This window comes from Serratia sp. X3 (assembly GCF_014982455.1).
Taxonomy (GTDB): domain Bacteria; phylum Pseudomonadota; class Gammaproteobacteria; order Enterobacterales; family Enterobacteriaceae; genus Serratia; species Serratia ureilytica.
Genome location: NZ_JADCNB010000013.1, coordinates 1 through 24,573 on the forward strand (window position 1 = coordinate 1; position 24,573 = coordinate 24,573).

General features: G+C 60.7%; 19 protein-coding genes. 7 read left to right on the plus strand and 12 right to left on the minus strand.

The features are described from left to right. Both IMX17_RS24470 and IMX17_RS24475 read right to left on the minus strand, forming a co-directional pair. The coding region (locus IMX17_RS24470) for a S8 family serine peptidase (RefSeq protein ID WP_227414697.1) at positions 1-1,563 on the minus strand (1,563 nt) is incomplete at its 3' end. 480 nt (positions 1,564-2,043) lie between these two features. After that, positions 2,044-2,682, minus strand: a complete 639-nt coding sequence (locus IMX17_RS24475; protein ID WP_193550314.1) for a TetR/AcrR family transcriptional regulator — start codon at positions 2,680-2,682, stop codon at positions 2,044-2,046. A 263-nt stretch (positions 2,683-2,945) separates the two neighbouring features. Between IMX17_RS24475 and IMX17_RS24480 the strand changes: the two genes are divergently transcribed. After that, entirely contained in the window at positions 2,946-4,163 is a 1,218-nt protein-coding gene (locus IMX17_RS24480; RefSeq protein WP_182265683.1) for a Tm-1-like ATP-binding domain-containing protein, read from the plus strand. A 93-nt stretch (positions 4,164-4,256) separates the two neighbouring features. Here the strand turns inward: IMX17_RS24480 and spy are convergent, their stop codons facing one another. After that, entirely contained in the window at positions 4,257-4,748 is a 492-nt protein-coding gene (gene spy / locus IMX17_RS24485; RefSeq protein WP_033645367.1) for an ATP-independent periplasmic protein-refolding chaperone Spy, read from the minus strand. Between the two features lie 542 nt (positions 4,749-5,290). Here spy and pdeR point away from each other — a divergent pair. Beyond that, the gene (gene pdeR, locus IMX17_RS24490) at positions 5,291-7,285 is read left to right on the plus strand and encodes a cyclic di-GMP phosphodiesterase (protein ID WP_193550315.1); all 1,995 of its coding nucleotides are present in this window, start codon (positions 5,291-5,293) and stop codon (positions 7,283-7,285) included. Between the two features lie 16 nt (positions 7,286-7,301). Here the strand turns inward: pdeR and IMX17_RS24495 are convergent, their stop codons facing one another. Next, positions 7,302-8,168, minus strand: coding sequence for a crotonase/enoyl-CoA hydratase family protein (locus IMX17_RS24495; protein ID WP_033652699.1), 867 nt, complete (start codon positions 8,166-8,168; stop codon positions 7,302-7,304). A gap of 342 nt (positions 8,169-8,510) precedes the next feature. Here IMX17_RS24495 and yhjD point away from each other — a divergent pair, with 342 nt between their 5' ends. The 3 genes from yhjD (at position 8,511) to IMX17_RS24510 (ending at position 12,051) form a co-directional block, all read left to right on the plus strand. Continuing rightward, positions 8,511-9,530, plus strand: a complete 1,020-nt coding sequence (yhjD, locus tag IMX17_RS24500; protein WP_021505224.1) for an inner membrane protein YhjD — start codon at positions 8,511-8,513, stop codon at positions 9,528-9,530. Between the two features lie 329 nt (positions 9,531-9,859). Continuing rightward, positions 9,860-11,182: an MFS transporter gene (locus IMX17_RS24505; protein WP_193550316.1), complete on the plus strand. Its 1,323-nt coding sequence runs from the start codon at positions 9,860-9,862 to the stop codon at positions 11,180-11,182. 101 nt (positions 11,183-11,283) lie between these two features. After that, complete coding sequence (locus IMX17_RS24510) at positions 11,284-12,051, plus strand: CDP-diacylglycerol diphosphatase (RefSeq protein ID WP_193550317.1); 768 nt, start codon at positions 11,284-11,286, stop codon at positions 12,049-12,051. On the opposite strand, the gene IMX17_RS24515 is transcribed toward IMX17_RS24510, so the two are convergent. Both IMX17_RS24515 and pdeH read right to left on the minus strand, forming a co-directional pair. Next, entirely contained in the window at positions 12,052-14,091 is a 2,040-nt protein-coding gene (locus IMX17_RS24515) for an AsmA family protein (protein ID WP_193550318.1), read from the minus strand. 91 nt (positions 14,092-14,182) lie between these two features. Beyond that, entirely contained in the window at positions 14,183-14,974 is a 792-nt protein-coding gene (gene pdeH, locus IMX17_RS24520; RefSeq protein ID WP_046898887.1) for a cyclic-guanylate-specific phosphodiesterase, read from the minus strand. Between the two features lie 236 nt (positions 14,975-15,210). Here pdeH and IMX17_RS24525 point away from each other — a divergent pair, with 236 nt between their 5' ends. Further along, complete coding sequence (locus IMX17_RS24525) at positions 15,211-16,146, plus strand: sugar kinase (protein WP_182265680.1); 936 nt, start codon at positions 15,211-15,213, stop codon at positions 16,144-16,146. 55 nt (positions 16,147-16,201) lie between these two features. Here the strand turns inward: IMX17_RS24525 and ilvC are convergent, their stop codons facing one another. Next, on the minus strand, positions 16,202-17,677 hold the full coding sequence (gene ilvC, locus IMX17_RS24530) for a ketol-acid reductoisomerase (protein ID WP_033636408.1): 1,476 nt from the start codon (positions 17,675-17,677) through the stop codon (positions 16,202-16,204). A 168-nt stretch (positions 17,678-17,845) separates the two neighbouring features. On the opposite strand from ilvC, the gene ilvY reads away from it, so the two are divergent. Next, positions 17,846-18,736, plus strand: a complete 891-nt coding sequence (gene ilvY, locus IMX17_RS24535) for an HTH-type transcriptional activator IlvY (RefSeq protein ID WP_004929971.1) — start codon at positions 17,846-17,848, stop codon at positions 18,734-18,736. Between the two features lie 9 nt (positions 18,737-18,745). Here the strand turns inward: ilvY and IMX17_RS24540 are convergent, their stop codons facing one another. The 5 genes from IMX17_RS24540 to ilvD all read right to left on the minus strand — a co-directional run bounded on the left by IMX17_RS24540 (position 18,746) and on the right by ilvD (position 24,555). Continuing rightward, a complete protein-coding gene (locus IMX17_RS24540) occupies positions 18,746-19,447 on the minus strand; it encodes a DUF2461 domain-containing protein (RefSeq protein WP_038874696.1) in 702 nt (233 codons plus the stop codon). A gap of 21 nt (positions 19,448-19,468) precedes the next feature. Then, positions 19,469-20,047, minus strand: coding sequence for a hypothetical protein (locus tag IMX17_RS24545; RefSeq protein WP_193550319.1), 579 nt, complete (start codon positions 20,045-20,047; stop codon positions 19,469-19,471). Continuing rightward, positions 20,047-21,042: a hypothetical protein gene (locus tag IMX17_RS24550; RefSeq protein WP_033654501.1), complete on the minus strand. Its 996-nt coding sequence runs from the start codon at positions 21,040-21,042 to the stop codon at positions 20,047-20,049. The genes IMX17_RS24545 and IMX17_RS24550 overlap by 1 nt, the downstream gene beginning before the upstream one ends. 112 nt (positions 21,043-21,154) lie before the next feature. After that, positions 21,155-22,699: a threonine ammonia-lyase, biosynthetic gene (gene ilvA, locus IMX17_RS24555; protein WP_015379394.1), complete on the minus strand. Its 1,545-nt coding sequence runs from the start codon at positions 22,697-22,699 to the stop codon at positions 21,155-21,157. 5 nt (positions 22,700-22,704) lie between these two features. Next, complete coding sequence (ilvD, locus tag IMX17_RS24560) at positions 22,705-24,555, minus strand: dihydroxy-acid dehydratase (protein ID WP_182265678.1); 1,851 nt, start codon at positions 24,553-24,555, stop codon at positions 22,705-22,707. Positions 24,556-24,573: the final 18 nt, after the last annotated feature.

A 24,573-nucleotide genomic window follows, 5' to 3' on the forward strand; every position in this document is an offset into this window, starting at 1 on the left:
GGTCAGCGAACCGACCGTGCCGCTGCCGCCGACGATGCCGCCGCTCTGCACGCTGACGTCCGAGGTGACCGAGCCGTTGATCGCCAGCCGCCCCTGATTGACCAGCGTCGGGCCGGAATAGGTGTTGTTACCGGTCAGCACCAGGGTGCCGATACCCTGCTTGGTCAGGCCGCCGTGGCCGGATATATCGTTGCTCCAGACATCCAGCCCGCACAGCACATCGCTGCAGACGCGCTCGGTCGGTTTGCCCTTGTCCAGCACCGCGCCGACGCCCGGCAGATCCACCACGAACTGGGTCGGGCCGTAGGCCACGCCCGTCGGATCCGGAATACGGAACTCTGCGGGAATATCCTCGACGGTCACCAACATGCCAGGCCCGTTGATAGCCTTGCCCAGGTTGATCATCCCCCAGCCGTAGAGCGCGTCGATGCCCGGCGCGCCCATGTCGGTGGCGGTGGTTTTCAGCACTTCCGCCACCTGTGCGCCGCTCAGATACGGGAAACGCTCCATCAGCACCGCAACGCTGCCGGCCACGTGCGGCGCCGCCATCGAGGTGCCGCTGTATTTGGCGTAGCCGGTCGTCAGATTCTCCACGCTGGTGCCTTCAATCACCGAGCTGTATACCCGGGTGCCCGGCGCCGAAACGCAGAAGCTGGCGGTGTAGCCGCAGCGGGAAGAGAAGGTGCTGATGCTGTAATCGCCGCTATTAGAGGGGTCCTGCAAGCTGGCGACCGACAGCCAGTTCGGTGCAATCTCCGGCACGAAATAGGCCAGGCCGGCCATGGCATCGGGGTTATTCAGATTGCCGTCGTTACCGGCGGCGAAGATGGTGACCACGCCGCTGCGCGCCGCGTCGATCGCGCCCTGATAGGCGCCGCCGGGCTTGGTGCCGAGGATCTGTTTGATCTGATCGAACTGCTTTTGCGCATCGTTTACTGTGAAATGCGGATAAGCCGGGTCATAACCGCCCTCATCAAACTTCTCGGTAATGCCGATGCCCCAGCTGTTGTTGATGATGCGCGCGCCGCTGGCCACCAGCGCATCCCAACCGGCCTGGTACACCGCGCCGTCGTTGCCGAGGATGATGCCGTCCTCCGGGCCGGGATCGCCGTTTTCGGCGCTGATGATCTGCGCATTGAACGCCACGCCGTGCATGGCGCCGCCGTCGCGGCTGCCGGCGGCGATGCCACCCACGTGGGTACCGTGCGAACCGAGCGTGCCATCGGAATCCACGCTCGGCGTACCGTCATAGCGGAAAGTGTCGCCTTTTTTCACCGGAATATAGGGATCGGTGTATTCGCGGATGCCTTCGGTAACCAGATTGATCACCTTATTCTCACCGGCAAACTCCGGGTGCTTGGCGTAGACCGGCTGATCGAAAATGCCAAGTTTGATGCCTTTTCCGGTATAACCGGCGGCGTAGGCCTGGTCGGCGTGGATCGCCCCCAGCCCCCACTCTGCATTGAACTCGCTGCTGCGCCAGCTGGCCGGATCGCCCGCTTTGCCGTTCTCTATATAGCTGGAGGCCTGCGCGCCGCCGATCGCCGTCAGGCAGATCAGCATTGCGCTCCATTGTGCGCGATGAACTCCGATTTCAGGCCAGCCGAAGGCCGCCCGAGCGGATTTGACTCCTCTAAGTTTCTTCTCCATCCCAGATACCGTCCGTTGTTGTTTGCAAATGTTTTATAAGATTTTTTGTGTAACAGTTTGGTAACACCAAATAAATAAAGCACAACAATCTCAAGTGCGCTTAATGTGTCACTCGGCAGTTCGGTGGGCGGAGAGAACGTTTCAGGGATGAATCAGACGGGGGACGATAAGGAAAGAGAATGATCTCGCTCAGCGCTGAGGCGGCATTCCTCCGTGGAAAGGAATCACTTTAATTCAATGATAAATAATGATATTTAATTAAAAGACAACCAAGGAGAGCGTCGCCTGAAAAGTGCTTAACAGGCGCTTTTTATCACTTTTAATTATAACTTTTGCCAATATTTACTCAGTGAATTATGCTGGTTTTTCACTCAGGCAGCGGCAAAAATTGGATTATCCTGCTGATGTTTTTTTGCTGTTCATCGCATCCTCTTCCGCCTGACGCAGGATGGCTTTGGCCATCCATTGCGTGACATCCTGGATACCCTCAAGCTCCAGCCCCCAGATATCTTTCAGCACCAGGAACACCTCAGAACCGTAAATCAACGAGAAAGCATGAATCACTCTCTGTAAAGAATCTGGCGGCAGTTTACCCTGCAACGGCTCTACCGCCAGCGCCAGCAGCCGCTTGCGGTTGCCGCGCACAAACTTTTCGCCCGGCGTGGCGTGCGCCCACTGCTGCAAAGAGAGCTGCAATGCGGCGCGCAGCGCCCCTTCGTGTCGCTCCATCTGAGGATAGGCCAACGTCAGCAACTGCTGGATGCGCTTCAGGGCATCATCGTCGTGCGGGCGCCACGCCAGAATAGGCCCCAGACTTTCCGCCACCACCGCAGTAATTAATGCGCTTTGGGTCGGGAAATAGCGGTAGGCGGTCGCGCGCGATACCTGCGCATGCGCCGCCAGATCGGTGATCGATGGAAACGCGCCCTCGCCATACAGCGTCATTGCGCTGGCCAGCAACAAACGATGTGTTTTCGCCCGGGCGGAGGTCAGAGAAAGGTCGGACGGGGTGGGAAAAGCATTTATCGGCACTTAAACCTCATACATCTGTACACGCTTGCGCGACAGGCGAGACGCCACTGCCGACAGGTTGACGACAAAGGGTTGGCCGCGCAAAAAGCTCAAAAATGAGACAGGAGTCCCATTTTGCACTGAGCTGCCCTTGCAAAAATGATACTGCCGTCTCATTATATAAATACATTAACCAATTTAATTTAAATGCCAACACCAGGGCACCTAAAAAAATATAATACATTAATTTTTAAATAAAAATTAGAAACACACCGGAAAAACCCATGAAAGATACTTCAAATTTTGTCTATATTGCTACCACAGCAGATACGAAAGGACAAGAGTTGGAGTATGTGCGGCGGCTGATTGCCAGCCTGAATTTACCCACGCGAACCGTCGATCTCTCCACCCGAAGCTTGCCGTTTGACTCCCCGGCCGATATCGGCCCAGAAGAGGTCGCTCGTCACCATCCGGCGGGCGCAGGCGCGGTCTTTCTAGCCAGCCGCGGCCAGGCAATCGCCGCCATGGCGACCGCTTTCGAACGTTTTATCCTGACGCGCCGCGATATCGCCGGCCTGCTTGGCCTGGGCGGCTCCGGCGGCACCGCCATCATCACGCCGGCAATGCAGCAGTTGCCGATTGGCCTGCCGAAATTGATGGTCTCGAGCATGGCGGCGGGAGACGTTTCCGCCTATGTCGGCGCCAGTGATATCAGCATGTTGTATTCGGTCACCGATCTCGCCGGCCTGAACCGTATCTCGCGCCGGGTGCTGGGCAATGCGGCGCGCCAGATAGCCGGCGCAGTCCGCTTCGCCGCCGTCGATCATCACGACGACAAGCCCGCAATCGGCCTGACGATGTTTGGCGTCACCACCCCCTGCATTCAGGCGCTGGTTGCCGATCTTGAGCCGCAATGGGACTGCCTGACATTTCACGCGACCGGCAGCGGTGGCAGAGCGCTGGAAAAACTGATCGATAACCGGCAACTGCACGGCGCTATCGATTTGACCACCACCGAAGTGACCGATTACCTGTTTGGCGGTGTGCTGCCCTGCAATGCAGATCGTTTCGGGGCTATCGCGCGTACCGGCATCCCGTGCGTCCTCTCCTGCGGCGCGATCGACATGATCAATTTCGGCGCGCTGAATACGGTGCCGGCTCGCTACGCGAACCGCCTGCGCCACCATCACAATCCGCAAGTGACGCTGGTGCGCACCAGCCCGCGGGAAAATGCGCTAATCGGCCATTGGATTGGCGAGAAAATCAACGCCTGCGCGGGAGAAGTGCGCTTCGTGATCCCGGCGGGCGGCGTGTCGGCGCTGGATGCGCCTGGGCAACCGTTCTGGGATCCGGCGGCGCTGGCCGCCTTTACGCAAACGCTGGAGGAGACGGTGCACGCCACCCATAAGCGCCGGTTAATAAAAACGCCTTACCATATTAACGATCCGCGCTTTGCGCAGGCCGTTGCCGAACAGTTCCGACACATTGCCGATGGGGAATGATAATCACTCGCTGCCGGGTCTGCCGGTGATAACGCCGGAAAAAAAAAGGCCAGACAAATAGTCTGGCCCTTTTTTATTTACCGCGAGCGTATATTACTGACCGGAGGACATCTGCTCCTTCATTTTATTCATATGGTCCATCATCTTTTGCTCACGTTTCTGATAATTCTCATTGTATTGTTTTTTCTGCTCAGGGGTCAGCAGGTTATACATTTTATTTTCCGCCTTGGCGCGTTCCAGCATGCGTTCGGATTGCGCTTTGCCGATCGCGTCAATTTGCGCCTTCGCCTTCGCTTCATCGAAGCTGTCGGAAGCGACCAGATTATGCAGCGCCTGGCGTTCCTCTTTCATGCCCGGACCGCGTTTCGAGTGCGACTCTTTCATGATATCGCGCATTTGCTGGCGCTGCTGCTCGGTCAGGTTCAGCCCGGCGAACGGGCCGCCTTTACCTTCACCCTTGTGATGCATCATTTTCATCGGCGCCGCATCCGCAGCCGGGGCCGCCGTCGTATCAGCGGCGAACGCCGCAGAAGCAGAACCCAGAGCCAGCGTGGAAGCAATAAATAAAGCCGTCAATTTACGCATAATCATTTCCTTAAAAATTTTTCTTCATCAGGAGCGCTGTACGTTAACAGGCTCATTCGTTCGTCGAAGATAATAATAGGCTGATAAAATTCAAGTAATGCGAGGGTGTGTAAACTTTTTAAAACCCGTCACGGGTTTATTCACCAATTATGAGAAAACTATGAAGATGGCGTTTATTCGGCGGAAATTTTAATTTCCCGGCGCAAATCCCCTCGGCGGAGTTATTTTTCAGTCTCACCCTCAACGCTATAATTTACTCACGTTCACGGCAACCTTGCATCAACCGTTTTTCGTTAGCGAGAAGAATCTGTACAAACTTCGCGCGGCCCGATGTTCTCCTCCTACACTTTAAGACAACCGGTCGCCGGGTGGCGCGTACACCGCAAAACTAATCATTGCTTATAGAATAGTTTCCATTACCCGCCCCGCCTGTGAAAACCTGTTATATGATGCACAGACGCGCACGGCGACCACTTTCGGGCCACAGGCCGCCAGCGGTTCTTCGTGCTGACCGGCCGCCCGTGCTCTTTTGAGGAATCATCATGTCCGCAGACCAAGGCCCTGAGCTTCTTAACGCCCACTTCGGCACCCAGAGCCCCCACTGGCGGCTGGCGTTTGACAGCAATGCCCTGGAGCTTTCCGCCGTTAAGGGCAAAGCCCACGTCGCGGTGGCGCTGAGCGCCATGGACGCGGCGAAAATTCGCCGTTTGACCGGTGTGACCGCCAGCCTTGAACTCACCATCAAGCTGGCCGGCGAACCGCTGCATCTGCATCTGGTCGGACGCCGCGTCAATAACCTCGAATGGGCGGGCACCGCGTCCGCGTTCAGCGATACCCAATCCGTGGCGCGCGATCTGGTGCATGGGCTCTCCTTCGCCGAGCAGGTGGTGTCCGAAGCCAACTCGGTGATCGTGATCGTCGACCAGCACGGCCGCATCCAGCGCTTCAATCGGCTGAGCGAGGAGTACACCGGGCTGCACGAACACGAGGTGATCGGCAAGAACGTTTTCCAGCTGTTTATGAGCCCGGAAGAAGCCGCCGCCTCGCGGCGCAACATCGCCGGCTTCTTCCGCAACGGCTCTTCGTATGAGGTGGAACGCTGGGTAAAGACGGTCAAGGGCGAGCGGCTGTTCCTGTTCCGCAATAAGTTCGTGCACAGCGGCAGCGGCAAGAACGAGGTGTTTCTGATCTGCTCAGGAACCGACATCACCGAAGAGCGTCGCGCGCAGGAACGGCTGCGGGTGCTGGCCAACACCGATATCATCACTGGCCTGCCGAACCGTAACGCCATCCAGGACAAGATCAACCACGCCATCGCCACGCGCGGCGAAGAGAGTTTCGGCCTGGTGTACCTCGATCTCGACAACTTCAAAAAGGTCAACGACGCCTACGGCCATATGTTCGGCGATCGGCTGCTGGTTGAGGTCTCGCTGGCGATCCTCGGCTGCCTGAGCCCGGATCAGGTGCTCGCCCGCCTCGGCGGCGACGAATTTTTGGTGCTGGCGCCTCAGACCGATCGCGAACGTTTGCAAACGCTGGCGCAGCGCATCATCGATCGGCTGAAGACCCCTTTCCGCATCGGCCTGATCGAAGTGTATACCGGCTGTTCGATCGGCATCGCGCTGTGCCCGGAGCACGGCAACGATCTCGACAGCCTGATCCGCAGCGCCGATACCGCCATGTACGTCGCCAAGGAGCACGGCAAGCGCACCTATACCGTCTTCTCGCCGGAGATGAACAAGCGCGTCGCCGAATACATGTGGCTGGACACCAACCTGCGTAAAGGGCTGGAGCAAAATCAGCTGGTATTGTATTACCAGCCTAAAATCGACGCGCGCAGCGGTGAAGTGCACAGCGTGGAAGCGCTGGTGCGCTGGGATTCGCCGGAGCGCGGCCTGATCCCGCCGCTGCAGTTCATCTCCTACGCCGAGGAGTCCGGCCTGATCGGCCCGCTGGGCCAATGGGTGTTGCAGACCGCCGCCTGCCAGGCGGCGCAGTGGCGAGAGCGGGGATTGAATCTGCGGGTGGCGGTCAACCTCTCCGCCCGACAGCTGGCCGACGACGGCATCGTCAACGATCTGCTCGGGGTGCTGCGCCGTCACCGCATGGCCCCTTGCCTGCTGGACTTCGAGTTGACTGAAAGCAGCCTGATTGAAGACGAAAACCGCGCGCGCGTGCTGATCACCCGGCTACGCGAGCTGGGCGCGCAGGTGCATCTCGACGATTTCGGCACCGGCTATTCGTCGCTGGCGCAGCTGGCGCGTATTCCGCTGGACGCCATCAAGCTGGATAAAAGCTTCGTGCGCGGGGTGAATTTCAACCCGGTTTCGCAATCGCTGGTGCGCGCGATCGTCGCGGCGGCAGAGGCGCTGGCCTTCCGCGTGATCGCCGAAGGGGTGGAGACCGAGAGCGAAAATCAGTTCCTCGACGAGGTCGGCGTGGACGAAAAGCAGGGCTTTCTGTTTGCGCGGCCAATGCTCCCGGAACAGCTGGAGCATTGGCTGCAGTCCTATCGCCCGCGCTCACCTTCCGCGTGAGGCGGGCGCGTTAACGTTAGCCGGCACGACGCAGGTTCAGGGTGTGGCGATCCTGCAACATCACCAGCCGCTCGATGTAGGCGCGATCTTTTTCCTCAATGGTGAAGGCCGAGTGCACCCAATCCTCGGTAATGTCCATCAGCTCGGAACGCGTCAGCTGCAGCACGCGCTGACGCGCCCGCAACATGGCGCGCATGCCGTTGAGCTTCGGCCGGATGGTATCGATGAAAGTGCGCGTCGCCATGTAGGCGTCGCCGGGCTGGAACAGCTGATCCACCAGCCCACGGCTCTCGAACCACTCTGCGGTGTGCGACTCGCCGCCCCAAATCAGTTCTTCGGCCAAGCGCATGCCCGCCTTGCGCGCCACCAGCGAGTAACCGCCCATGCCGGGAAACAGGTTGAACGCAATCTCCGGGAACCCCATGCGCGCATTGTTCTGCGCCAACACGAAATGGTGCGCCAGCGCCGCTTCAAAGCCGCCGCCCAGCGCGCTGCCTTCGACCATCGCAATGCTGACCGCGCCGGTATCGAAACCGCGCGCCGCCGCATGCACGCAGTCGATGCAGGCACGCGCGTAGGCCATCATCGCCTCGCGTTTGCGGTTCTTGATGGCTTCGGCGAAGAACTGCAGATCGCCGCCGACGTTAAACATGTTCGGCACCAGCGAGCCGGTGACCCAGAAATCGAACCGCAGCGAAGACTCTTTCGCCGCCTGCGCCAGCGTCATGATGTCTTCAATCAGCGCCTGATTAAAGCAAGGACGCGGCGCAGCGCGCAGCAGCATCCACATGATATGCCTCTCCTCTTCATAGTAGGCGGAAAGCTGCGACAGATTGCCCGCTTCGGTAAACGGACGGCAGGTGGGGTGATTAAGCAATTTCATAAGACCTTCCAGTTTTTCTGTTGATGACGGGTGAGACCGTTCCAGCCCCTACGGCTGCAGCGGAGCGGCGCTTGGTAACGCGTGGCGCCACATCATGAGTAAACGCTTTCTCGCCGACGAAACAGATAAAAATTGGAGGTAGGGAAGTGAAAAAAAACCGAGGCGCCGCGGGGTTTTCATAGGAATTTTACCTATCGGCCGCCTCCTGGCATTTCATGCCGGGCGCTAACGCGTTAAGCTCGGAAAATGACCGTTTGCCGCCCCGGCGCTCAAAACGCCGCGGGGCTTTGGCTATAATCAACGCGGATACATGCCGTTTAACGTTAAGGAAATCGTGAAGTAATGCCTACAGGACCAGACCAGGAACGCCGCCAGCCCGCACAAGACACGCCGCCGAAGCCGCTTATCGCCATCAAGACCGGCCATGAAACGCTCGACCGCCGCATCAGCGGTTTTTCACGTCTGATTGAACGCATCAAAGCCTGGCCGAGCGTTGCGCACCTGCTGCGCGCCGCCGAACGCTTTAACGATCGGCTGGGCAGCCAGTTCGGCGCCGCCATCACCTATTTTTCATTCCTCTCGCTGATCCCGATCCTGATGGTGTCGTTCGCCGCCGCCGGTTTCGTGCTGGCTTCCAACCCGGATCTGCTGGCCCGTTTGATCAACCGGATCGTCGGCAGCATCAGCGATCCGACGCTGGCCAGCACGCTGAAGAACACCGTGAACACCGCCATTCAGCAGCGCACCACCGTGGGATTGACCGGCCTGGCGCTGGCACTCTATTCCGGCATCAGTTGGATGGGCAACCTGCGCGAAGCGATCCGCGCGCAGTCGCGTGACGTCTGGGAGCGCAATCCGCAGGATCAGGAGAAAATCTATTTCAAGTACACCCGCGACTTCATCTCGCTGACCGGCCTGGTGGTCGCGCTGATTATCACGCTGTCGCTAACCTCGGTCGCCGGATCGGCGCAGGCGGCGATCGTCAACGCGCTGGGGCTGGACGGCATCGAATGGCTGCGGCCGGCGCTGACGACGATCGCGCTGTCGATCTCGATTTTCGCCAACTATCTGCTATTCCTGTGGATTTTCTGGATGCTGCCGCGCCACAAACCGAAGAAAAAAGCGCTGCTGCGCGGCACCTTGCTTGCGGCTATCGGCTTTGAGGTGATCAAATTCGTGATGACGATGACGCTGCCGCAGGTGGCGAAATCGCCTTCCGGCGCGGCCTTCGGCTCGGTGATCGGGCTGATGGCGTTCTTTTACTTCTTCGCCCGCCTGACGCTGTTTTGCGCCGCCTGGATCGCAACGGCCGACTACAAAGGCGACAAAGCCTTGCCGGAACGCGAGCCGCCGGCACGCTGAAGCCATGCAATCGTGCCGGTGTTATCGCACGCGCCGGCACTTTCCTCTGGTTAATAAGCAAAAAACCAGTCAATCCCTCTAAATCATGCGGCATGGCATTCGAAAAACCAGCATAACAAACTACTCAGTCACTTTTCTTTCCCGTTTTTACAGCCATTCACACTACATGAAGCCTATTTCTCAACGTTTAACGCTACAGAAAAGAAGTCAGGTAAAACATTAGTCTTTTTAACCGGTTAGCGGCGGCGCTGCCCAAAGTTCCAGCGTTGAAAAGGCGCAATGCTGTCACTAAGATGGATTTTTACCCCCTCCAACAATAAGAAATAGATATGCAAGCCACCATCGCACCCCCACTCGACGCCGACGACGCGTCTACACCGGTGAATTCCCGCGGGAAAGTCATCGTCGCCTCGCTGGTCGGCACCGCCATCGAGTTCTTCGACTTTTACATCTACGCCACCGCCGCGGTGATCGTGTTCCCGCACATCTTCTTCCCTCAGGGCGACCCGACCACCGCGACGCTGCAGTCGCTGGCCACCTTCGCCGTCGCCTTTGTCGCGCGCCCTATCGGCTCTGCGCTGTTCGGCCACTTCGGCGATCGCGTGGGGCGCAAGGTGACGCTGGTCGCCTCGCTGCTGACCATGGGGATTTCCACCGTGCTGATCGGCCTACTGCCGAGCTATGAAACCATCGGCATCTTAGCCCCTATCCTGCTGGCGCTGGCGCGCTTTGGCCAAGGGCTGGGGCTGGGCGGCGAATGGGGCGGCGCCGCCTTGCTGGCGACGGAGAACGCGCCGGCCAAAAAACGTGCGCTGTACGGCTCCTTCCCCCAGTTGGGCGCCCCGATCGGCTTCTTCTTCGCCAACGGCACCTTCCTGCTGCTCTCGTGGCTGCTGAGCGACCAGCAATTTATGGAATGGGGCTGGCGCGTGCCGTTCATCCTCTCCGCCGCATTGGTGCTGATTGGCCTGTACGTCCGGGTGTCATTGCATGAAACGCCGGTGTTCGCCAAAGCGGCCAAGGCCGGCAAACAGGTGAAAGTGCCGCTCGGCACGCTGCTGAGCAAGCACCTGAAAGCCACCATCCTCGGCACCTTCATCATGCTGGCGACCTACACGCTGTTTTATCTGATGACGGTCTATTCGATGACCTACGGCACTGCGCCGCAGCCGCTGGGGCTCGGTTACTCCCGCAACAGCTTCCTGTGGATGCTGATGGTGGCGGTGATCGGTTTCGGCGTGATGGTGCCCATCGCCGGCCTGCTGGCGGACGCGCTCGGCCGTCGCAAGACCATGATCGCCATTACCCTGCTGATGATCGGCTTCGCGTTCCTGTTCCCGACCCTGCTGGGTTCCGGCAACCAGGCGCTGGTGATGGGCTTCCTGCTGTGCGGCCTGAGCATCATGGGGCTGACCTTTGGCCCGATGGGCGCGCTGCTGCCGGAGCTGTTCCCCACCGAAGTGCGCTATACCGGCGCCTCGTTCTCCTACAACGTCGCGTCGATTCTCGGCGCGTCCGTGGCGCCTTACATCGCCACCTGGCTGGCGGCCCACTACGGGCTGTTTTACGTCGGCATGTACCTGGCGGCGATGGCCGGGCTGACGCTGCTGGCCCTCCTGCTGATGAAAGAAACCCGCCACCAGTCGCTGTGATCCTCTGCGGCCCCCTCACTGCGGGGGGCCGCACGCGTTGTTCGTTTCCTGTCATAAAACCGGGCTATGCTGGACGTTTCTCTCGGTAACAGGATCGGCCGATGTCTCTGCGTCGTGGGGTATTTGTCTGCGTGGCGCTGCTGGCGGCTATCGCCATCGCGCTCTTTTACGGGTTGAAACCCGACCATCCCGATGCGCTGTGGCGCATCGTCAGCCAGCAATGTCTGCCCAATCAGCAGGCGCACGACAACCCGGCGCCCTGCGCGCAGGTGGATGTACAGGCCGGTTTCGTAGTGTTTAAAGATCGCAACGGGCCGCTGCAATACCTGCTGATGCCCAGCGCCAAAATCACCGGTATCGAAAGCCCGGCGGTGCTGGACGCCGCCACGCCGAATTTCTTCGCCCAGGCCTGGCGCGCGCGCCACGTGATGGCGGAACGCTATGGCAAACCGATCGACGACGGCGATATTTCATTGGCGATCAATTCGGAATACGGCCGCACGCAAAACCAGCTGCACATTCATATCTCCTGCCTGCTGCCGGCGGTAAAACAGCGGCTGGCGCAGATCGGCCCCCATTTCATCGAGCAATGGCAACCGCTGCCCGGCGGCCTGTTGGGGCATGACTATCTGGGGCGGCGGGTGACCCCTGCCGAACTGGAACAACAGGGCGCCTTCCGCCTGTTGGCCTCCGGCCTGCCGCGCGCCGACGGGCGCATGGGCAGCTTCGGCCTGGCGATGACCGCGCTGCCGGACGGGGATTTACTGCTGCTGGCAACCGAGCGCAGCCTGCTGCCGTTCACCCTGGCCTCGGCGGAAGAGATCCAGGATCACGACTGCCGGCTGCTCACGCCGCCGCCGCGCACCTGATTATTTTTTGCCTTTCATCTCCCGCAGGATCTGCCCGCACTGGTTCTCCTCGCCGCCTTCACTGGGCGAGACCAGCGCCAGCAGCGCCGCCGCCGGCGTCAGCACCGCCCCCAACGCCACCGCCGCCGCGCCGCGCGCGATCAGCGGCCCGGCTTTGACCCCGGCGTCCGGATGCTTGAAGGTGCCTTTCACGTACAGCGGCGATCGCAGCGTCAGCACGCGCATGCCCTTGCTTTCCGGATCGATGGACAAATCCAGCCGTTCGGTGGCGAGGTTGGTGTTGCCGGTGATGTTGATCACCGCGTTTTCGGTGTCGAACACAAACAGTCGCGGCGCGGCGACGCCGCTGCGGATGCCGACGTCCGCCGCCGCGCAGTTGATGCCCACCACGTCGTCACCGAACAGCTGCGCCACCAGATAGTTACCGACGTTCAGGCCGAGGATCTCCATCAGGCTACGGCTGATCACCCCGTTATTGATCAGCAGGCGCAGATCGCCGTTGCTGGTCGCCAGCAGCTCGGCCACCGAATTGCCGCTGCCCGTCAACCTGGCGTCGCCGTTCATCTGCCCGAGGCTGCGCTTCATCGCCTCCACGTTCGGCAACAGCTGTTTAAGCTGAAGTTTGCGTGCATGCATATCCACCTGCCCACGCATCGGCTTTTTGCCGCCGTCGAGGCGCACGACGGCGTTCAGGCTGCCGCCCGCCATGCCAAAGCGCAGCGGATCCAGGCGCAGTTCGCCATTGTTCAGCTTCAGGTGCGTGGCCAGATCGCTCAGCGGCAAATCGCTGCCGCGTTCAATGCGCGCGGCGGCAAACTTCACGTCCGCATCCATCTTGCTCCAGCTTTGCGTATCGAACTGTTCGACCGGCAGCACCTTATCCGCAGGCTGACGGCTTTTCTCGCCGCGCCCGGCTTTGGCGGCGTTGGAGTCCGCGCCGATCAGCGGCGCCAGATCCGCCAACCTCAGCTGCCGGGAGTTCACCGCGCCGCTCAGCGTGGGCCGCGGTTTACCGGCAACGTACTTCAAGCTGCCGTGAATGTCGCTGTCGCCGATTTTTCCGTCGAATTTCTGGTACTCAAACACCGCCCCGCCCGGCTGATGCAGGCGGGCGGTCAGATGGCCATCGGTCGCATACGGCGGGGTGTTCGGCAACAACACGCCGGTCAGGCCATAGAGGTTGCTCAGGCTTTCACCGGAAAATTTCAGCTGTACGTCCAGGCCGCCGAGGTTCAGCGGATCGGACAAAGTGCCCGCGACCACCACCCGGGTGCTGCCGGAGCGCACATCGGCCTGCAGCGGGAACGGCAAATCGGCGCTCTGCAGCGACAACATGCCGCCAATCTTGCCGCTGCCGCTCAACGGCTCGCCGTTATATTTGCCCTTCACCTGCCAGCCGAAAACGTAATCGGGGGTCGCGGCCTTGTCGCCGCCCTGTTTGCCGGTCACTTCACTGAACGGCAACGGCTTGCCGAGCGGATCGATGACGGCGCGGAAATCCGCCTTCAGCGTGGCGTCTCTAAAGGCGATCTGCCCCTTGTCGAATACGATGTCGTGAACGGTGAACGACCAATCGGAAGGCGGCTGCTTGGGATCCTGGCCGGCGGCCAGGTCAAACGTCCAGTTGTTGTCGCCGTTGGCCAGACGTTGCAACGAAGCATTCGGCTGCTTCAGCCAGATGCGCGGGATCAGCAGCTCTTTACCCAGCAGCGCCAGCGGCGCAATGCTGGCGTCGACGCGCTGCAGCGTCACCATGCTGTCGCCGGGCATGTTTTTCGGGTTACCCAGCCACACGTCTTCGGCGTGAATATGCGGCCAGGGCACCCAGGCGCGCCAGCCGCCCTCATCCGGATTGCGCGACCAGTCAACGCCCAGATCGCCGCGAATGGCGAACGGTCGCCGCAGTTCGGCCGACACTTTGTCGTTGATGGTAGGCTTGAGTCGATTCCAGTCGAAGGTAGCAATGAAGATCGTCAGCGCGACGATCAGCAGCAGCACAATGCCGCCCAGCCAGCTGAAAACCTTTCCTGTTCTTGTCATAGCGGCTCCCTCAGCGCATAAATCGGGCTGCCGAATGAAAGGAAAAGGAGTTAGCAGCCCCGTTTAAGCCTAGCTGAGGATAGGCCGGAGTTCACGCTGGCGCGCCGGGCGCGGCGAACAGCGTCGGCACGCTGTGCAGAGTTTCAAAGCACGCCGGGCGAGACAGGTAGTAGCCCTGTGCGGCCAACGCGCCGGAACGCTGCACCAGCCGCCACTCTTGTTCGGTTTCCACGCCCTCGACGATCACCCCGTCGCTGTGCTGGTTCATCATCTTGATCAGGGTGCCGAGCAGCTGGACGCCCTCTTCCGACTGTTTGAGCAAAGTAAACAATTCGCGCGCCACCTTGATGTATTGATAGCGCCAGGCGCCGACGGCGGAGAAGTTGGCCAGCCCGCTGCCGAAATCGTCCAGCCACAGCCGCTCGCCGCCGACGATCTGCTGCAGCGGGCAGTTTGACGCCGTTTCGGCGTGCTCCACCAGCTCGAAGCGCAGATAGGGCATTTCGGCGATCTGCCGTTGCAACGCGCTATGGCGCTGCAACGCTTGCAGCGCGATGCCGTCGATATTGACCGACACCATCACCGCGTGACGAATGAACAACGCCTGCCAGCGCTGCAACAGCGCCAGCTGTTCCTGGATCACCTGCAAACGCTGGGCGACGCCGAGCGAGGAAAAATAATGTTCCGGGGATTGCCGCTTGTCCGGCTCATTCGGGTGATACACCGCCGTCAGCAGTTCCACCGCCAGCAGCGCGCCGCTGGTGCGATAAATCGGCTGGAAGGTATACAAACGCCGGCATTGCCGCCAGTAGCGCCGCGATTTGGCGCAGGCATAGAGGGCAAAACAAGGCGCCAGCAGACCAGAGATCAGATTGGTTATCATCGGTACTATCGCCGTGGCGGGGAAATGAGAGCGCTGCCGCTGTTTCTTTACCCAGCTTATCGGCAACGCGGCGTAAAACTTTAAGCCGAATTGCCGCCCGTTTCTCCTCCGTCCTGCCCGCGTTCGCCGATCGCGATCATAAAAAATTAAAACACCGTTTTAATTTATTGACTCCCTTACCGCCTTGCGTGGAGACTGACGGCTATTGCTTCTTCTTTAGCCAGGGCTTATTGACGATGACTATCCGAAATCTCGCCGTGATCGGCGAATGCATGATCGAGCTGTCGCAGCAGGGCGCACAGCTGACGCGCGGCTTTGGCGGCGATACCCTCAACACCGCCGTCTACCTCGCCCGCCAAATGCCGGAACAGACGCTGCGGGTGCATTATGTCACCGCACTCGGCACCGACAGTTTCAGCGGCGAAATGCTGCAGGCCTGGCGGCAGGAGAAGATCGAGACCGGGTTGATTCAGCAATTCGACAACAAGCTGCCGGGCCTGTACCTCATCGAAACCGACGCCGCCGGCGAACGTACTTTCTACTACTGGCGCAATGACGCCGCCGCCCGGTATTGGCTTACGGGACCGCAGGCCGACACACTGTGCGAACGGCTGGCGCAGTTCGATTACCTGTACCTCAGCGGCATTAGCCTGGCGATCCTCGCGCCTGCCGATCGCATGAAACTGCTGGCGCTGCTGCGCCGCTGTCGCGCCAACGGCGGCAAGGTGATCTTCGACAACAATTACCGTCCGCGCCTGTGGCAAAGCCGTGAGGAAACGCAGCAGGCCTACCGCGAGGTGCTGGCCTGTACCGACATCGCTTTTCTGACGCTGGATGACGAAGAGTTGCTGTGGGGAGCGCAGCCTATCGAACGGGTGGTCGCACGCACGCAGGCGCTCGGCGTCGGCGAGATCGTCATCAAACGCGGCGCGCACGCCTGCCTGGTGTTCAGTATGGCAGGGGAGAAGCTTGAGGTGCCGGCGATCGCGCTGCCGCCAGAGCGTGTCGTCGACACCACCGCAGCGGGCGATTCTTTCAGCGCCGGTTACCTGGCGGCCCGCCTGAACGGCGGTAGCGCCCAACGGGCGGCGCAGCGCGGCCATCTGCTGGCCGCTACGGTGATCCAGCATCGCGGCGCCATCATTCCCGCCGCAATGATGCCGGAGGCATAAAAAAAAGCCGGCATCGCTGCCGGCTCTTTCTCTTTGTGCTTTGCCTTGCGGAAAATCAGCCCGCGACGGCGATGCGTTTCATATCGGTCATGTAGCCGCGCAGTTTACGGCCGACGGTTTCGATAGGGTGGCTGCGCACCGCTTCGTTCACGTCGCGCAGCTGCGCATTGTCCACCGCCGTACCCGCCACGGCTTTGCCCAAATCGCCCGCCTGCAGGGTGGTCATGAAGTCCTTCAGCAGCGGCACCGCCGCGTTGGCGAACAGGTAGTTGCCGTACTCTGCGGTATCGGAGATAACCACGTTCATTTCATACAGACGCTTACGCGCAATGGTGTTGGCGATCAGCGGCAGCTCGTGCAGCGACTCGTAGTAAGCCGACTCTTCGATGATGCCGGCATCGACCATGGTTTCGAACGCCAGCTCAACGCCCGCTTTCACCATCGCCACCATCAGCACACCGTGATCGAAGTACTCTTGCTCGCTGATTTTGCCTTCAAACTGCGGCGCATTCTCGAACGCGGTTTTGCCGGTCTCTTCGCGCCAGGTCAGCAATTTCACGTCGTCTTCCGCCCAGTCGGCCATCATGCCGCTGGAGAACGCGCCGGAGATGATGTCGTCCATGTGCTTCTGGAACAGCGGCGCCATGATGGTTTTCAGCTGTTCGGACAGCGCATAGGCGCGCAGCTTGGCCGGGTTGGACAGGCGATCCATCATCAGAGTGATGCCACCCTGCTTCAGCGCTTCAGTGATGGTTTCCCAGCCGAACTGAATCAGTTTCTCAGCGTAAGCCGGATCGGTGCCCTCAGCAACCAGCTTGTCGAAGCACAGCAGCGAACCCGCCTGCAGCATGCCGCACAGAATGGTCTGCTCGCCCATCAGGTCAGATTTCACTTCAGCGACGAAGGAAGACTCCAGCACGCCGGCGCGGTGGCCGCCGGTCGCCGCCGCCCAGGCCTTGGCGATCGCCATGCCTTCGCCTTTCGGATCGTTTTCCGGGTGAACCGCAATCAGGGTCGGCACGCCGAAGCCGCGCTTGTACTCTTCACGCACTTCGGTGCCCGGGCATTTCGGCGCGACCATCACCACGGTGATGTCTTTACGCACCTGCTCACCCACTTCAACGATGTTGAAGCCGTGGGAGTAACCCAGCGCCGCGCCGTCTTTCATCAGCGGCTGCACCGCACGCACTACGGAAGAGTGCTGCTTGTCCGGCGTCAGGTTGACCACCAGATCCGCCTGCGGGATCAAATCTTCGTAGGTGCCGACCTTAAAGCCGTTTTCGGTCGCCTTGCGCCAGGAAGCGCGCTTCTCGTCGATCGCTTCTTTGCGCAGGGCATAGGCGACATCCAGGCCGGAGTCGCGCATGTTCAGACCCTGGTTCAGACCCTGGGCGCCACAGCCGACAATCACCACTTTTTTACCTTTCAGGTAGCCGGCTTCGTCAGCAAATTCGTCGCGCGCCATAAAGCGGCATTTACCCAATTGCGCCAACTGCTGACGCAGGTTCAATGTGTTGAAATAGTTAGCCATGGTGGTACTCCGGTTTGATGTTGTCTTGCATTGTTATTTTCATTCCCCGCCCTGTCTGTGCGGAGATTCGTTAAACTCAATGTATAACAGGAAATGCGTTGCTTAAATTGATATATTGAGAACGTGATATTGCAATTTTTGCAACACTCTCACTGCGAGCGTATCGATATGGATTTACGTGATTTAAAGCTGTTCCTGCATCTGGCCGAAAGCCATCACTTCGGGCGCACCGCCAAGGCGATGCACGTCAGCCCGTCGACGCTCTCCCGCCAGATCCAGCGGCTGGAAGAGATCCTCGGGCAGCCGCTGTTCCTGCGCGATAACCGCACCGTGCAGCTCACCGACGCCGGCGAACAGCTGAAAGAATTCGCCCAGCAAACGCTGCTGCAATATCAGCAGCTGAAGCACTCGCTCGGCCAGCACGGCCCTTCGCTGAGCGGCGAACTGCGGCTGTTCTGCTCGGTGACCGCAGCGTACAGCCACCTGCCGCCGATCCTCGATCGCTTCCGCGCGCAGCACCCGCTGGTGGAGATCAAGCTGACCACCGGCGACGCCGCCGACGCGGTCGACAAGGTGCAGTCCAACGAGGCCGATCTCGGCATCGCCGGCCGGCCGGAAACGCTGCCCGCCAGCGTGGCGTTCACCAAAATCGGCGAAATTCCGCTGGTGCTGATCGCGCCGGCGCTGCCCTGCGCGGTGCGCAGCCAGGCGTTCGCCGACAAGCCCGACTGGGCCGAGATCCCTTTCATCCTGCCGGAACACGGCCCTTCGCGAAAACGCATCGAGCTGTGGTTCCGCCGTCACCGCATCAGCAATCCGCTGATTTACGCCACCGTCGGTGGCCACGAAGCGATCGTGTCGATGGTGGCCCTGGGCTGCGGCATCGCGCTGATCCCGAGCGTGGTGGTGGACAACAGCCCGGAACCGGTGCGCAACCGCATCTCGCAGTTGGATAATATCTCGATGGTCGAACCGTTCGAGCTGGGAGTTTGCGTCCAGAAAAAACGCCTCAGCGATCCGCTGATCGACGCCTTTTGGCGGTTGCTGCATCCCCGCTGACGCGGGGTTTTACAGATCCGCCGGATCGATCTGCTTCATCGTCTCTACCTGCATCAGCCAGTGGTAGAGCGGCTCAAGCTGCAAAAATGCCCCGGCCAGCAGCGGCACCAGATCGGCGCTGAACAGCTTTTCCACTTCGCTGTCGGTCACCATCACCGCGAACGATTTGCGGTTGTACCAGGTGGCGATCTCCGCCGCCTGCTCCTTCACCAGCGGGCGCTTGTAGCTCTCGCCCACCAGCTCGAACGGCGGCCGGCAGCAGGCAGCTACCTCAAGGAAAGGCTGCGGCCGCTGCCTCAGCGTATGGCGGAACAGATCCATGGTCGGCTTGTTGGCGCTGTAGTAACCGAGCCCATAGCGCAGCATGTCCGGCCCCAGTTCGAAAAAGTAGACCGGCGCATCTTTCCAGTCTTTGCTCGGGCGCTTGAACGTGAGCCACATGCGGCTGCGGTAGCGCGACTTGTCGTGAGAAAACCGCGTATCGCGATGAATGCGCGACAGCGTTTTGCCGATCGCCGGGCGAGTCTCGAACTGCGGATCGATCGCCAGCATGCCGGGAGCAAGCTGCTCCACCAGCGCGCGAAACGGCGCCAGCAGCTCGCGATCGTAGATGTCGCGGTTGCCGTCGAACCACGCCTTATCGTTCTCGATCCGCACCTGCTGCAGGAAATTCAGGCCCTGCTGGCTAAAGCCGGAGAAAGGTTGCGTCATAAGTTTTTCCGTTCTGACGGTTTATCGGGTATTGCGCAGCTCTTCCCTCTGCCAACGGCGTTTGATAAACACGCGCCGACGCGTGCGGAAATAGGCGACATACAGGTAGAACGCCGCCCGGTTGCTGAACAGCACCCCGCCAACCACGCCCCCCAGCAGCAGGGCGCCGGTGGCGATACCGGTCATGCCCGCCGCCCACGCCGCCGCGGCGCCGAGGCAACACAGACCGAGCATGCCAAGGTAATATTGCAGCAATACCACCCCGCTGTTTTTACCCTGCACCAGTTGGAACAGGATCAGCGTCATCCACACCGCCACGATCGCGCCGCTGCCCATGAGAACGGCGGCAGAGGTCCTGCCGCTCCAGGCGGTCGCCACATCCGTGACCAGACCCATCACACCCGCCAGGCCCAACATCAGGCACACCATCAGCAGCATGACGTTGCCGACGCCCGGCGGCGATAGCCGCTGGCCCGGCGTCAGGAAATGCTGCTCGAGCTGCGCATCCACACCGGCGAAAAGCGCGCGATCGCGCGCCGCGATTTGGCTTTCCATCTCCCGGCCCTGCACAATCAGGCGTTTAATCATCCAGTCCGCCATTACCTCACCATCTGCGGCAATTTCTGCATAATGCCCACAAAATACTGCCCGGTGGTTTTCACATTCACCGGTGCAGACAGGGTGCCGCTGATGCCGCTGCCCACGAACGTCAATGAGTTATTGAGCGCCGAGTGCAATTGCTGACGCAGCCCGTTTTGGATCGCTTCCGTCGGATAGCGCTTCGGGTATAAACCGTTCTTCACCATCTCTTTCAAGACGTTATTGGAAATCCCCGGGTTTTCCGCCCGAATGATGTTTTCGGTCAGCCGCTTCCTTTCGCTGCGGGGCATGCTTTTCAGCCACTCCGTCGCCTTGCGCGCCGAAATGCGGCGCATGGCGCGATAGGTCATCGTCGCTTCCTTCAGGGCGGCCCCGGCGCTGGCCAGCGAGATCACATCGAGCACGGTACTGGTGGCGATATACCACTGCTCTGAATCGAGCTGAGCCAATTCATCCCCTTTCCCGTCATAAAGCTTGTTGACGCGGTACAGCCCATTACCGCATTGCAACGCACTGGCGGCCATACCGGCATAGCCCAGATAAGCCACCGCCGAGCTGGTGCCGCCGGTAAACGGCACGGCGACGCTGCCCGACGCCAGTAAAAAGACCGATACCAGCAGCGTTCCACACGACAGCGCGGCCGAGGCCAGCTCTTTGCTGACGCTGGGTTTGCTCAGCGCTTCCGACAGCGTATTGGTCGCGGCAACGCGCGAGGTATGAGCCACCGTTTTGCTGATGACCACGTGGGTAACCTGCGAAGCGTTCGAGTAACCAGTGTGCTGCGTCGGGCGGACTAAAAATGAGTTTTGCCCGTCGGAAAAAATAATTCCCACGCCATGAAAGGCGAGGCTGCAGTCCAGCGAGTCCTGCAAGGCTTGCAGATTAATATCGCGATAGAATTCTTGTACGCCGGTATTGCCCAACAGGCGGGCAAACTCGGCGTTGGTCAAATCGTCTTCGGGAGAACCGAACGGCGTAGAAAAAGCAGTTTTCATTGTCGTGCATCCCTATACGTCAGAAGTCTTGGCAGTATAAAAATGCACGACAAAATCACAACCGCGCAACCCATAAACTGACTAATGCGTCACGGTTACTTATCAATCCGGCTCACCCCTGCAAAAAGAAGCGGAACGCCGGGTTGTCGGTTTCGTCGTGGCAATCGTAGCCCAGCGCCTGCAGGTGCCGCTCGAATTCCGGCTCGCTTTGCGCCAGCTCGAAGGCCGCCAGCACCCGGCCGAAGTCGGTGCCGTGGCTGCGATAGTGGAACAGCGAGATGTTCCAGTGCGTGCCCAGCGTCTGCAGGAACTTCAGCAGCGCGCCCGGCGACTCCGGAAACTCAAAGCTGTACAGCCGTTCGCGCAGCGGCTTCGACGGACGCCCGCCCACCATGTAGCGCACGTGCAGTTTAGCCATCTCGTCGTCCGACAGATCCACCACCTGGTAACCGTCGGCGTTGAGTTCGTCGATGATCTCCCGCCGTTCAGCGTGGCCGCGCGTCAGCCGCACGCCGACGAAAATGCAGGCGTTGTCGGCATCGGCGTAGCGGTAGTTGAATTCGGTCACCGAGCGCCCGCCCAGCAGTTGGCAGAACTTGAGGAAGCTGCCCTGCTGTTCCGGAATGGTCACCGCCAGCAGCGCTTCGCGCTGTTCGCCCAGTTCACAACGCTCGGAAACGTAGCGCAGCCCGTGGAAGTTGAGATTGGCGCCGGACAGCACGTGCGCGAGACGCTCGCCCTGAATGTTGTGCTGCTGGACGTACTTTTTCAGCCCCGCCAGCGCCAGCGCGCCGGAAGGTTCGGCAATGGCGCGCACGTCCTCGAACAGATCTTTGACCGCCGCGCAGATGGCGTCGCTGTCCACGGTGATCACGTCGTCCAGATATTCACGGCACAGGCGGAAAGTTTCGTCGCCGATGCGCTTCACCGCCACGCCTTCGGCGAACAGCCCGACGCGCGCCAGATCCACCGGATGGCCGGCATCCAGCGCCGCGCGCAGGCAGGCGGAGTCTTCCGCTTCGACGCCGATCACTTTGATCTGCGGCATCAGCTGTTTGATCAGCACCGCCACCCCGGCGGCCAGGCCGCCGCCGCCGACCGGCACGAAGACCCGATCCAGATGCGCGTCTTGCTGCAACAGCTCCATCGCCAGCGTGCCCTGCCCGGCGATCACCGTCGGGTGATCGAACGGCGGCACAAAAGTCATGCCCTGCTGCTGGGAAAGCTCGATCGCCTTCGCTTTGGCCTCGTCGAAATTGGCGCCGTGCAGCAGCACTTCACCGCCGAAGCCGCGCACCGCATCCACCTTGATGTCCGCGGTGGACACCGGCATCACGATCAGCGTTTTGATCCCCAGCCGTTTACCGGAGAAGGCGACGCCCTGCGCGTGGTTGCCGGCCGAAGCCGTCACGACGCCGCGCGCCTTCTGCTCTTCGTCCAGCCCGGCGATCATCGCATAGGCCCCGCGCAGCTTGAAGCTGTGCACCGGCTGGCGATCTTCGCGCTTCACCAAAATGGTGTTGCCGAGGCGCGAAGAGATTTTGCTCATGGCCTGCAACGGGGTGACTTGCGCCACCTCGTAAACCGGCGAGCGCAGTACCGCTCGCAGATATTCCGCGCCGCAGGGGGCGCTGGGTAGGGGTTGAGAGACCGCCATGCTGCTTATCCCCCCAGTTTGCTCTTGTCGCGCACCGCGCCTTTGTCGGCGCTGGTGGCCAACGAGGCGTAGGCGCGCAGCGCGAAGGACACCTGACGTTCACGATTTTTCGGCGTCCAGGCCGCGTCACCGCGCGCCAGTTCCGCCTCACGCCGCGCCGCCAGTTCCTGCTCGCTGACATCCAGTTGGATACCGCGATGAGGAATGTCGATCGCGATCATGTCGCCGTCCTGCACCAGGGCGATCAGGCCGCCGTTGGCCGCTTCCGGCGAGGCATGGCCGATGGACAGCCCGGAGGTGCCGCCGGAGAAACGCCCGTCGGTGATCAGCGCACACGCCTTGCCCAGCCCCATCGATTTCAGGTAGGTGGTTGGGTACAGCATTTCCTGCATGCCCGGCCCGCCTTTCGGCCCTTCGTAGCGAATCACCACTACGTCACCCGCCACCACTTTACCGCCGAGGATCGCTTCTACCGCGTCGTCCTGGCTTTCATACACCTTGGCCGGGCCGCGGAAGGTGAGGATTTCCTTGTCTACGCCGGCGGTTTTGACGATGCAGCCGTTTTCCGCCAGATTGCCGTACAGCACCGCCAACCCGCCGTCCTGACTGTAGGCGTGTTCACGGGTGCGGATGCAGCCTTCCTTGCGGTCGGTGTCCAGCGAATCCCAGCGGCAGTCCTGAGAGAATGCCTGCGTGGTGCGGATACCGGCCGGCCCGGCGGAGTACATTTTCTTGACGCTTTCGTCGCGGGTCAGCATCACGTCGTAGGCTTCCAGCGTCTGCGGCAAGGTCAGCCCCAACACGTTGTTCACCTCGCGGTTCAGCAAGCCGGCGCGATCCAGCTCGCCGAGGATGCCGATCACGCCGCCGGCGCGGTGCACGTCTTCCATGTGATATTTCTGCGTGCTCGGCGCCACCTTGCACAGGTGCGGCACTTTGCGCGACAGGCGATCGATGTCTTCCATGGTGAAGTCCACCTCGCCTTCCTGCGCCGAAGCGAGCAGGTGCAGCACGGTATTGGTCGAACCGCCCATGGCGATATCCAGCGTCATGGCGTTTTCGAACGCCGCCTTGTTGGCGATATTGCGCGGCAGCGCGCTTTCGTCATCCTGCTCGTAATAGCGTTTGGTCAGCTCGACGATGCGCTTGCCGGCGTTGAGGAACAGTTCCTTGCGATCGGCGTGGGTGGCCAGCAGCGAACCGTTGCCCGGCTGCGACAGGCCCAGCGCTTCGGTCAGGCAGTTCATCGAGTTGGCGGTGAACATGCCGGAGCAGGACCCGCAGGTCGGGCAGGCGGAACGCTCGATCTGCTCGCTGTCGGCGTCGCTGACATTCGGGTTCGCGCCCTGGATCATCGCGTCCACCAGATCCAGCTTGATGATCTGGTTGGAGAGTTTGGTTTTGCCGGCTTCCATCGGGCCGCCGGAAACGAAGATCACCGGAATGTTCAGGCGCAACGCCGCCATCAGCATGCCCGGGGTGATCTTGTCGCAGTTGGAGATGCACACCATCGCGTCGGCGCAGTGGGCGTTCACCATGTATTCGACCGAGTCGGCGATCAGCTCGCGCGACGGCAGGGAATAGAGCATGCCGCCGTGGCCCATGGCGATGCCGTCATCCACCGCGATGGTGTTGAACTCTTTGGCTACGCCGCCTGAAGCTTCGATCTGTTCGGCGACCAGTTTGCCCAGATCGCGCAGATGCACGTGGCCCGGCACGAACTGGGTAAAGGAGTTGACCACGGCGATGATCGGCTTGCCGAAATCGGCGTCGGTCATCCCGGTCGCGCGCCACAAGGCGCGGGCACCCGCCATATTGCGGCCGTGGGTGGTGGTGGCGGAACGGTACTTAGGCATGCTCTTTTCACTCCAAAT